Origin of the sequence: Roseomonas sp. 18066, from assembly GCF_902706185.1 — a bacterium.
Lineage (GTDB): Bacteria > Pseudomonadota > Alphaproteobacteria > Acetobacterales > Acetobacteraceae > Pseudoroseomonas.
In genome coordinates this window covers 1-11294 of record NZ_CACSJM010000180.1, presented here as the reverse complement: position 1 = coordinate 11294, position 11294 = coordinate 1, and the positions used below count along the sequence as shown (strand labels likewise).

9 protein-coding genes are annotated in these 11294 nt (G+C 70.7%); 5 read left to right on the top strand and 4 right to left on the bottom strand.

The window, feature by feature from the left end:
• Positions 1–213 precede the first annotated feature (213 nt).
• The gene (locus tag GVN67_RS25390; protein ID WP_200845391.1) at positions 214–1524 is read left to right on the top strand and encodes an MFS transporter; all 1311 of its coding nucleotides are present in this window, start codon (positions 214–216) and stop codon (positions 1522–1524) included.
• 52 nt (positions 1525–1576) lie between these two features.
• Positions 1577–2299 carry a GntR family transcriptional regulator gene (locus tag GVN67_RS25385; RefSeq protein ID WP_160000109.1) on the top strand — a complete coding sequence of 241 codons (723 nt, stop codon included), beginning with the start codon at positions 1577–1579 and terminating at the stop codon, positions 2297–2299.
• A 28-nt stretch (positions 2300–2327) separates the two neighbouring features.
• Here GVN67_RS25385 and GVN67_RS25380 read toward each other — a convergent pair whose 3' ends face one another.
• The 4 genes from GVN67_RS25380 to GVN67_RS25365 all read right to left on the bottom strand — a co-directional run bounded on the left by GVN67_RS25380 (position 2328) and on the right by GVN67_RS25365 (position 6929).
• On the bottom strand, positions 2328–3353 hold the full coding sequence (locus tag GVN67_RS25380) for an amino acid ABC transporter substrate-binding protein (RefSeq protein ID WP_160000108.1): 1026 nt from the start codon (positions 3351–3353) through the stop codon (positions 2328–2330).
• A gap of 115 nt (positions 3354–3468) precedes the next feature.
• A complete protein-coding gene (locus GVN67_RS25375; protein WP_160000107.1) occupies positions 3469–5166 on the bottom strand; it encodes a bifunctional diguanylate cyclase/phosphodiesterase in 1698 nt (565 codons plus the stop codon).
• Positions 5167–5356: 190 nt separating this feature from the next.
• Complete coding sequence (locus GVN67_RS25370) at positions 5357–6298, bottom strand: 1-phosphofructokinase family hexose kinase (protein ID WP_160000106.1); 942 nt, start codon at positions 6296–6298, stop codon at positions 5357–5359.
• A gap of 127 nt (positions 6299–6425) precedes the next feature.
• Complete coding sequence (locus GVN67_RS25365) at positions 6426–6929, bottom strand: cupin domain-containing protein (RefSeq protein WP_160000105.1); 504 nt, start codon at positions 6927–6929, stop codon at positions 6426–6428.
• A gap of 202 nt (positions 6930–7131) precedes the next feature.
• Between GVN67_RS25365 and pehA the strand changes: the two genes are divergently transcribed.
• From pehA to GVN67_RS25350, 3 genes are all read left to right on the top strand, one after another.
• A complete protein-coding gene (gene pehA / locus GVN67_RS25360) occupies positions 7132–8661 on the top strand; it encodes a phosphoric/sulfuric ester hydrolase PehA (protein ID WP_160000104.1) in 1530 nt (509 codons plus the stop codon).
• Entirely contained in the window at positions 8661–10307 is a 1647-nt protein-coding gene (locus GVN67_RS25355; RefSeq protein WP_200845390.1) for an ABC transporter substrate-binding protein, read from the top strand. Before pehA ends, GVN67_RS25355 begins: the two co-directional genes overlap by 1 nt.
• Positions 10308–10310: 3 nt before the next feature.
• Positions 10311–11294: ABC transporter ATP-binding protein (locus GVN67_RS25350; protein ID WP_160000103.1), on the top strand; the 984-nt coding region annotated here is incomplete at its 3' end.

Genomic DNA, 11294 nt, shown 5'->3' with positions numbered 1-11294 from the left:
GGGTGGGTCACGGGGCTTCCTCCATCGGTGTTGGTTTTATCTAGGATACATGTGCTTGTGTTCTAAAAACAAGCCGGCTAGCTTTCGCGTCAAAGCTGCCCGGGACAGGGTGGCGCGCGTGAGGACATCCCTGGAATGGTGCGGGCCGCTGGCGGCCAGCGGCCCCCTGCCCTCGCGCGACGCCCGACCGTGGCGCCAGCGAGGAGGAAAACCGTGTCCACCACTGCCGTGTCCCTGACGGAGGCCCCGCCGGGCCTGCGCGACCGCACGATGAAGAAGCTCACCACGCGGATCGTGCTGTATTGCTTCGTGCTGTTCATCATCAACTACCTCGACCGCGTGAATGTCGGCTTCGCGGCGCTGCAGATGAACGAGGAGCTGGGGCTGACGCCGCGCATCTTCGGCATCGGCGCGGGCATCTTCTTCCTCGGCTACATGGCCTTCGAGGTGCCGAGCAACCTGATCCTGCACAAGGTCGGCCCGCGCATCTGGATCGCGCGGATCATGGTGACCTGGGGCATCATCTCCTGCGCCATGGCCTTCACCGCCGGGCCCTGGAGCTTCTACATCCTGCGCTTCCTGCTCGGCGTCGCCGAGGCCGGCTTCGCGCCCGGGATTCTTCTCTATTTGACCTACTGGTTTCCCGCCAAGGAGCGCGGGCGGGCGGTCGCGGGCTTCATGACGGCGACCGTGCTGTCCTCGGTGATCGGCGCGCCGCTGTCGGGCTGGCTGATCAGCGGCACGCATGACTTCGCCGGCATGTCCGGCTGGCAGTGGATGTTCCTGCTGGAGGGGGCGCCCGCCATCATCCTGGGCGTCGTCACCTTCTTCTACCTGGTCGACCGGCCGGAGCAGGACCGCCACTGGCTGACCCCCGCCGAGCGCGACTGGCTGGTGGCCGAGCTGCGCGCCGAGCAGAGCGCCGTCGCCGGCCATGGCATGGAGGATTTCCGCGCCATCTTCCGCGACCGCCGGGTCTGGCTGCTGACCCTGGTCTATATGTGCAACGGCATCGCCATCTACGGCGTGGTGCTGTGGCTGCCGCAGATCGTCAAGAGCATCGGCGGGCTGTCCAACCTGCAGACCGGCCTGGTCTCGGCCGTGCCCTTCATCTTCGCCGCCATCGGGCTGCTGGTCATCGCCCGCAATTCCGACCGCACCGGCGAGCGCAAGTGGCACACGGCGCTGAGCGGGCTGTTCGGCGGGCTGTTCCTGGCCGCCAGCGCCTTCGCGCCGACGCCGCTGATCGGGCTGGGGCTGCTCTGCTGCGCCGCCTTCGTGCTCTGGGCCACGCTCGGCGTGTTCTGGACCCTGCCGACGCAGTTCCTGACCGGGGCCGCGGCCGCCGGCGGCCTGGCCGCCATCAACGGCTTCGCCCAGCTGGGCGGCTTCTTCGGCCCGACCATGGTCGGCTGGGTGCGCGAGAGCACCGGCAGCTTCACCTATGCCCTGCTGGCGCTGTCGATCTTTCCGGTGATCGGCTGCTTCATCTGCCTCTCGCTCAAGGCCCGCCGGGACGGCTAGATTAGCCAACGGGACGGCTAGATCGGCGGCCGGGATGGTGGAGGCGAAGCGGATGGCGGATCAGACGAAGCGGGCGCCCTCGCTGGGCGCGCGGCTGGCCGAGCGTATCCGCGGCGCCATCATCTCCGCCGATGTCGACCTGGGCGAGGCGCTGTCGGAAGACGCCCTCGCCGCCGCCTTCGGGGTCAGCCGCACCCCGGTGCGCGAGGCGCTGCGGCTGCTGCAGACCCAGGGGCTGGTCAGCGTGGTGCCCAAGTCGGGCACCTTCGTCTTCAGCCCGAGCGAGGCGGATATCGTCGAGCTCTGCGAATACCGCTCGATGCTGGAGGTGAAGGCGGCCTGCCTGGCCTTCGAGCGGGCCCGGGCCGCGACCCATGCGGCGCTGGCCGCGGCGCTGGCGGAGATGCGGGCGGCGGCTTCAGCGGACGACATGAAGCGCTATGGCCGGGCCGACATGGCCTTCCACCTGGCCTTCTTCGCGCAATGCGGCAACCGCTACCTGACCCAGGCCTATGACATGTGCCTGGGCCGCGTCTCGGCGCTGCGCACCCACCTGGCGGTGCTGAGCCAGGGGGAGCCGGCGCGCTCGCTCGGCGACCATGCGCGGATGGTGGCGCTGTTCGGCGGCGAGGCTGCCGAGGACCTGGCGGATATTCTGGACCGGCATATCCGGCGGACGCGGGAGAATTATATCGAGGCGCTGCAGGACCGGCTGCGCGCCGCGGCGGCGGCGGACCCCAAGGCCCGGCTGCGCCGCAAGCTGGGCGTCGGCTGAGTTTCCCGCCGACGCCCTTTCGCTCAGCTCAGCGCATCGGCGGCGCGTATTGCAGGCCGCCCTTGTTCCACAGCGCGTTCATGCCGCGCGGAATGCCGATCGGGCCCAGGTTGCGCTCCCAGATCTCGCCGTAGTTGCCGACGGCCTTGATCACCCGCACCGCCCAATCCGGCTCCAGCCCGAGCATCTTGCCCAGATCGCCGCTGCGGCCGATGAAGCGCTGCACGTCGGGGTTGGTGCTGGCCGCCTGCTGGTCGACATTGGCCGCCGTCAGGCCGAGCTCCTCCGCCGTCAGCAGCGCGAAATGCGTCCAGCGGGCGATGTCGGAAAACCGCCAGTCGCCCTTGCGGATGGCGACGCTCAGCGGCTCCTTCGAGATCAGCTCGGGCAGCACCACGAACTGGTCGGCATTGGCGCCCTGGTTGTAGCGCAGCGCCGCCAGCGTGGTGGAATCGGTGCTGTAGGCGTCGCAGCGGCCGGAGAAGAAAGCCTTGCGGACCTCGTCGATGTCCTCGATCAGCAGCGGCGTCATGGTCAGGCCCTGGGCGCGGAACCAGTCGGCCGCATTGAGCTCGGTGGTCGAGCCGGGCTGCATGCAGATGGTGGCGCCGTTCAGCTCCTTGGCCGAGGCGATGCCGAGCGACTTCTTCACCATGAAGCCCTGGCCGTCGAAGACATTGGTGCCGACGAAGACCAGGCCCAGCGCCGCCTCGCGGCCCAGCGTCCAGGTGGTGACGCGCGACAGCACGTCGATGTCGCCCGACTGCAGCTGGGTGAAGCGCTGCTGCGTCGTGGTCGGCACGATGCGCGCCTTCTCGGCGTCGCCCAGCACGGCGGTCGCGATGGCGCGGCAATAGTCAGCGTCGATGCCGCGGAAGCGGCCATCGGTGCCGGGGGTGGCGAAGCCGACGGTGGAGGGGGTGACGCCGCAGACCAGCGCGCCGCGGGCGCGGATGGCGGCCACCGCATCGGCCTGCTGGGCGGCGGCGGGGGTGACGACGGACAAAAAGGCGGCAGCAAGGCCGCCGAGGCCGGTGAGAGCCAGCGGGCGCATGATCGGTTTTTCCTCCCGTGCCGGCCGTCGCCGAAGGGGCGGGGCCGGGGGCGCGGATTAACGCTTTGGCACCGCTCCCGCGCAAGGGAGCGTCCGGCAGAAAGCGGTGGAAAACCTAGCGCGCCGCGATCGTGGCCGCCGGCCGCGGCCAGGGCTGCGGGCGCAGCGCCGCCGCCTCCACCGCCTCGGCGAGCGCCGGGCCCTGCAGGTCGGTGCAGCCGGCGGCCAGCAGCGCGGCCAGCTGGCCCGGGGTCTCGACGCCGACGGCGCCGACGCCGAGGCCCAGGCGCCGGCCGAGCAGCGCGATGGCGGTGACCAGGCTGGCCGCCGGCTCGCGCTCGACATCGCGCACCAGCATCGGCGCCAGGCGCAGCCGGTCGAAGCGGAAGCGCTGGAAGGCGGCGAGCGAGGTGGCGCCTTCGCCGAAGCGGTCCAGCGCCAGGCCGACGCCGGCGGCGCGCAGCTTGCGCAGGGCGCGCGGCACCTCGGCCGGGGCCGGGCCCAGCGTCGCCTCGCCGACGGCGATCTCGAGCCGCGCCGGCGGCAGGCCGGTCTCGGCCAGCACCTGCGCCACCATGCCGGCGAAGCCCGGGTCGCGCAACTGCACCGGCGTCACCGGCACGGTCAGCCGCCAGCCGGAAGGCCAGGACAGGGCGGCGAGGCAGGCGCGCCGCAGCAGCATCTCGCCCAGCGGCAGCACCAGCCCGGTGCGGTCGGCCAGCGCCAGGAAGGTGTCGGGCGGGACCGGCCCCTGCAGCGGGTGGCGCCAGCGCGGCACGGCGCAGCAGCCGGCCATGCGGCGCGCCTCGGCGGCGAAGACCGGCTGGTAGAGCAGGTCGATCTCGCCCTCGGCCAGGGCCCGGCGCAGCGCCGCCTCCATGCCCTCATCGGCGCGCTGCCGCGCCTCGAGCCCGGAATCATACAGGAAGACGTCGCCGCGGCCTTCTTCCTTGGCGCGGTAGAGGGCGAGGTCGGCGCAGCGCAGCAGGGCCTCGGCGCCGCCGGCATGGCGCGGGGCCAGCGCCAGCCCCAGGCTGACGCCGATCACCGCCTGCCGCGCCTCGAGCTGGTAAGGTTCGCACAGGGTGGCGGCCAGGCGGCGGGCGGCGGCCAGGGCGCCGGCCTCGTCGAAGCCTTCCATCAGGATGGCGAATTCGTCGCCGCCGAGCCGGGCGCAGAGGCAGTCCGCCGCCAGGGCCGCGCGCATCCGCTCCGCCACCCGCCGCAGCAGCGCGTCGCCGCTGGCATGGCCGAGCTGGTCATTGACCTCCTTGAAGAAGTCGAGGTCGAGCAGCAGCAGCGCCGCCGGGCGGGACGCCGCCAGGCAGGCCTCCAGCCGGGCCATGAATTCGGGGCGGTTGGCCAGGCCGGTCAGCGAGTCGTGCCGGGCCAGATAGGCGATGCGCCCGGCCCGCTCCTCGCGCTCGGTGACGTCTCGGTCGATGCCGCGATAGCCGGTCAGCCGGCCATCGGCGCCAACCAGCGGGATGCCGCTGGTCTCCAGCACCACCTCCCGCCCATCGGCGCGGCGGTTGCGGTTGAGCAGGCCGGAGAAGGGCGCGCGGCGGGCGACGATGCCGGCGAAGAGGGCGCCGACGCGCTCGGCCTCCTCGGCCGGCATGAAGTCGAAGGGGGTGCGGCCCAGGATGTCTTCCGGCGGGAACCCCAGCAGCAGCTCCGCATGGGCGGAGACGAAGGTGTAGCGGCCGGCGGCGTCGACCTCCCAGATCCAGTCGGAATTGGTGTCCAGCAGGGATTGCAGCCGGTCGCGCTCGCGCATCAGCGCCAGCTCCGCCGCGGGAATGACCGGCATCGCCTCCGCGCGGCGCGGGCCGGGCCAGGCCCGCCGGAACAGGAGCTTCAGGAGACGCAAGCGGCGACCTTGACCGTCGGGGGGCAGGATAGGCGAAGGCCCGGCCTGCCCGCCCGCAGGGGAGGATCAGGACCAGGCCGAAGGGCCGCCGGATAACACAATTCCGCGCATGATGCGATAACGGTAAGATTCAAACAGCCGCAGGCAGCTGGAGTTGTTGCCTCAACCCCTCGACCTCGGCCCGGGTCGGATGCGCGGTGCCGGGATTGGAGACGGCGGCGGCGCCGGCGGCCATGCCCCAGGCGAAGGCGTCGGCGGGCGCCGCGCCGCGCGACAGGGCCAGGGTCATGGCGGCGACGAAGCTGTCGCCGGCACCGACCGCGCCGCGCACGATGACCGGCAGGGCCGGCAGCCGCAGCACGCCCTGGTCCGAGGCCAGCAGGGCGCCCTCATGCCCGAGCGTCACGGCGATGAGCTTCGCGGCGCCCTGGCGGACGGCCTCGGCGGCGGCGGCCTCCAGCGCGCCGGGCTCGCGCAGCGACCGGCCGGCGAGGGACTCGAACTCGCCCTGGCTCGGCTTGATCAGCGCGACCCCCTGGCCGATGCCGGCCCGCAGCGCCGGGCCCGAGCTGTCCAGCACCAGGTGCAGCCCACGGGCCCGGGCGATGGCGGCGACGCGGGCATAGAAGTCCTCGGGCACGCCGCGCGGCAGGCTGCCGCTGGCGACCAGCCAGTCGCCCGCCGGCAGGTGGTCCAGCGCGTCGAGTGCGGCGCGCCATTCGGCCTCGGTGACCTCGGGGCCTTCGGGGACGAAGCGGAACTCCTCGCCGATGCTGCGGTCCAGCACGGTCTGGCTGATGCGGGTGCGGCCGGCGATGGGGATGGCGCGGTGCGGCAGGCCGATCTCCTGCAGCAGCTCGACCAGGAAATGGCCGGTGACGCCGCCGGCCAGGATCAGCGCCTCGGTGTCGCCGCCGAGCTCCTGCACCACGCGGGCGACATTGACGCCGCCGCCGCCAGGGTCCTGGCGTTCATCCGTGGTGCGGATCTTGCGGACGGGATGCACCTTCTCGGCCTGGCAGGCCAGGTCGATGGTGGGGTTCAGGGTCAGGGTGGTGATGCGCGGCGTCATACGGAAAATGTGTGGCGCGCGCGCGGCCTCTACAACCTTCGATCGCGTGTATCCTGCGACCGTTCTTTGGTTCGATCGGGCGATTCACGCCCTCGGCGAAGACGCCTCAGGCGATCGCGCGATCCATCTAAGGCGCCTTATGGATCGGGTCGATCCAGGGCACGTTCTCCGGCTTCTCCACCGGCTCGATGTCCAGGTTGACGACGACGGCCTCGTTGTCGCTGCGGACGAGCACGCATTCCAGCGTCTCCTCCTCCGAGGCGTTGATCTCCTGGTGCGGCACATAGGGGGGCACGTAGATGAAGTCGCCGGGGCCGGCCTCGGCCACGAATTCCAGCTTCTCGCCCCAGCGCATGCGGGCGCGGCCGCGGATCACGTAGATGACGCTTTCCAGCGCGCCGTGGTGATGCGCGCCGGTCTTGGCCTTGGCATGGATGTGAACCGTGCCAGCCCAGATCTTCTGCGCGCCGACGCGGGCGGCGTTGATCGCGGCCGCCCGGTTCATGCCGGGGGTCGAGGCGGTGTTGGTGTCCAGGCTGTCGGCCGGAATGACGCGGACGCCGGAATGCTTCCAGCCATCGGCCGGCGGCTCGACATGCAGGTCGGAATGGTCGAGGCCGTCATGCGGCATGGGGTGATCCTCCCGCTTGGGCGCGTGCTATCGGCCATTGTGTCCTGGAGCCGCGTGCTTCCGTCAAGCCGCCGCCCGGCGAAATCGCGCCGCGGCGATCCTCGGGCAGGTGTCATCATTCTGCAACCCCGCTGTCATCGGTCTGTCAGCGCCCGCGGCCTAAGGCTCCGCCCATCGTCGAACGGGTGGGACAGGCTTGGACATGGCGCGCCGCAAGAACGTGTTGCTGATCGTGGTCGATCAATGGCGGGCAGATTTCATGCCCGTGCTGGGGGCGGATTTCCTGCGCACCCCGAACCTGGACCGGCTGTGCCGCGAGGGGGTGACCTTCCGCAACCACGTGACCACCACGGTGCCCTGCGGCCCGGCGCGGGCCAGCCTGCTGACCGGCCTGTACCTGATGAACCACCGGGCGGTGCAGAACACCATTCCGCTGGATGCGCGCCACCTGAACCTGGCCAAGGCGCTGCGGCAGATCGGCTATGACCCGGCTTTGATCGGCTACACCACCACGACGCCGGACCCGCGCGCCAATCCGGGCAAGGATCCGCGCTTCTCCATCCTGGGCGACCTGATGGAAGGGTTCCGCGCGGTCGGCGCCTTCGAGCCGACGATGGACGGCTATTTCGGCTGGCTGGCGCAGAAGGGTTTTTCCCTCCCCGAGAACCGCGAGGATATCTGGCTGCCGGAGGGCGAGGACTCGGTCCCGGGTGCCACCGACCGCCCCTCGCGCATTCCGTCGGAGCTGTCGGACACGGCGTATTTCACCGAACGCGCCCTGACCTACCTGAAGGGCAAGGGCGACAAGCCGTGGTTCCTGCACCTTGGCTATTGGCGGCCGCATCCGCCCTTCATCGCCTCCGAGCCCTACAACACGATGTACAGCCCGGCCGACATGCCGGCGCCGGTGCGCAAGCCTGACTGGCAGGACGAGGCTGGGCAGCACCCGCTGCTCGACTTCTATCTGCGCGGCATCAGCCAGGGCTCTTTCTTCCATGGCGCCGGCGGCGCGGCCACGGAGCTTTCCGAGGAAAGCATCCGGCAGATGCGCGCCACCTATGCGGGCCTGATGACCGAGATCGACGACGCACTCGGAAAAGTCTTCGACTACCTGGAGCAGACCGGGCAGTGGGATGACACCATGATCATCTTCACCTCGGACCATGGCGAGCAGCTCGGCGACCACTACCTGCTGGGCAAGATCGGCTATCACGACGAAAGCTTCCGCATTCCGCTGGTGATCAAGGACCCCGAGGCGCCGCAATCGGCCGGCCGCATCGAGGCCGCCTTCACCGAAAGCGTCGACGTGCTGCCGACCATCCTGGAATGGCTGGGCGGCACCACGCCGCGCGCCTGCGACGGTCGCGCTCTGGTGCCGCTGGTGCAGCAGGGCAAGCCGGAAGGCTGGCGCGATCATTTGTTCTACGAATACGACTTCCGTGATATCCACTACTCGCAGCCCGAGACGGCGCTCGGCCTCGACAAGGATGACTGCTCGCTCTGCGTCGTGCAGGACGAGGCCTGGAAGTATGTCCATTTCTCCGGTCTGCCGCCGCTGCTCTTCGACCTGAAGACCGATCCGCACCAGTACACCAACCTGGCCGCCGATCCCGCCCATGCCGCGACCGTCGCAACCTATGCCCAGAAGGCGCTGTCGCACCGCATGCGCCACGCCGAACGCACCCTGACCCATTTCCGGTCCACCCCCCGTGGCCTCGAGGAGCGCAGCTGATGCACGCCCATCGTCGTTCCCTGCTGCTCGGTGCCGGCGCGCTCGGCGCGGCCGCCGCCCTGCCCCGCTTCGCCATCGCGCAGTCCGCCGGCGCCGACCGCCGCCCCAGCATCGCCATCGCGGTGCAGAAGATCAGCAACTCCAACACGCTGGAAGTCCTGCGTGAGCAGTCCAACGTCGGTGAGCGCGTGCTGTTCTCCTCGCTGTGGGAAGGGCTGATCGGCCGCGACTGGCTCGGCGGGCTGAAGGCCGTGCCGGAGCTGGCCACCGAATGGAAGCGCCTGTCCGACAGCGCCATCGAGCTGAAGCTGCGCCAGGGCGTGAAATTCCACAACGGCGACGAGATGACGGCCGAGGACGTGGCCTTCACCTTCGGCCCGGAGCGGATGTTCGGCGACACCCTGCCGGAGGCCAATGGCCGCACCATCCAGATCAGCGGCGACCGCATCCCGACGCGGGCCGGCCGCGACCTGCCGGCGGAAGTGCCGGCCGTGGCGCGCCGTTCCTTCCCGGCGCTGCAGCGCATCGAGGTGGTCGACAAGTACACGGTGCGCTTCCACAACGCGACGCCCGACGTCACGCTGGAAGGCCGCCTGTCGCGCTACGGCGCGCAGATCATCAGCAAGCGCGCCTATGTCGAATGCGAGACCTGGTTCGACTGGGCGCGCAAGCCGATCCTGACCGGCCCCTACAAGGTCGCCGAGTTCCGCGCCGATCAGTCGCTGACGCTGGTCGCGCATGACGAATACTGGGGCGGCCGCCCGCCGCTGCGCCAGATCCGCTTCATCGAGGTGCCCGAGGTGTCGGCGCGCATCAACATGCTGCGCTCCGGCGAGGTGCAGTTCGCCTGCGACATCCCGCCCGACCAGATCGAGGGCATCGAGGGCGACCGCCGCTTCGAGGTGCAGGGCGGCACCATCCTCAACCACCGCCTGACCTGCTTCGACAAGAACCACCCGCAGCTGGTCGATCCGCGCGTCCGCCGCGCCTTCACCCATTCGATCGACCGCCAGGCCATCGTCGACAGCCTCTGGGCCGGCCGCACCGTGGTGCCGCGCGGCCTGCAGTGGGACTATTTCGGCGACATGTTCGTCGCCGACTGGGAAGTGCCGAAGTACGACCCGGCGGAAGCGCAGCGCCTGCTGAAGGAAGCCAACTACAAGGGCGACCCGATCCCCTATCGCCTGCTCAACAACTACTACACCAACCAGACGCCGACGGCGCAGATCCTGGTCGAGATGTGGAAGCAGGTCGGCCTGAACGTGCAGATCGAGATGAAGGAGAACTGGTCGCAGATCCTGGAGCGCAGCAACACCCGCGCCATCCGCGACTGGTCGAACAGCGCCCCCTTCAACGACCCCGTCTCCTCCATCGTCAACCAGCACGGGCCGAACGGCCAGCAGCAGCAGGTCGGCGAGTGGCGCAACGACGAGATGACCAAGCTGTCGGTCGAGCTCGAGACCTCCACCGACCGCCCGCGCCGCAAGGCCGCCTTCCGCCGCATGCTGGAGATCTGCGAGCGCGAGGACCCCGCCTATACCGTGCTGCACCAGAACGCGACCTTCACCGCCAAGCGCCGCGACATCGCCTGGAAGGCGGCGCCGGCCTTCGCGATGGACTTCCGCGCCGGCAACTGGAAGGGCTGAGGCATGGCCGAGCCGCTCGTCGAGATCCGCGGCCTCTCGGTCAGCTTCGATGGCCTGCCGGCGCTGCGCGGCGTCGACCTGTCCATCGGCCGGGGCGAGGCCGTGGCGCTGGTCGGCGAGAGCGGCTGCGGCAAGTCGGTCACCTGGCTCGCCGCCCTCGGCCTGCTGCCAGCCAAGGCGCGGGTCGGCGGCAGCGTGACGCTGGGGGGCGCCGAGCTGATCGGCGCCCCGCCCGCCACGCTGGACCGCGTGCGCGGCCGCCGGGTCGCCATGATCTTCCAGGACCCCGCCAGCAGCCTGAACCCGGTGCACCGCATCGGCCGGCAGATCGCCGAGGGCCTGCGGCTGCATCGCGGCATGGACGGGTCTTCCGCCCGCGCCGAGGCCAAGCGCCTGCTCGACCGCGTCGGCATGCCGGATGCCGAGCGCCGGCTGCAGGCCTATCCGCATGAGCTCTCCGGCGGGCAGAACCAGCGCGTCATGATCGCCATGGCGCTGGCCGGCGAGCCGGAGCTGCTGGTGGCCGACGAGCCGACCACCGCGCTCGACGTCACCATCCAGGCGCAGATCCTCGAGCTGCTGCAGGAGATCCGCCGCGACAGCAACATGGCTCTCGTCCTGGTCAGCCACGACCTCGGCGTCGTCGCCGAGACCTGCGAGCGGGTCTGCGTCATGTATGCCGGCCGCATCGTCGAAGAGAACCTTGCCAGCCGGCTGTTCGAGGCCCCCGCCCACCCCTATGCCCAGGGGCTGCTGGCCGCGCTGCCGCCGATGGACGGGCCGCGTCGGCCGCTGCTGGCCATTCCCGGCACGGTGCCGGAGCCCTGGGCCATGCCGCCCGGCTGCGCCTTCGCCCCCCGCTGCCCGCGGGCGGCCGCCGCCTGCAACGCCGCCAGCCCGGTGCTGGAGCCGCTCGCGCCGGAGCACCGCGCCGCCTGCTTCCACCCGGCGGCCCTCGCCCATCCCGTCCCCTCCCCTGTCCTGGCC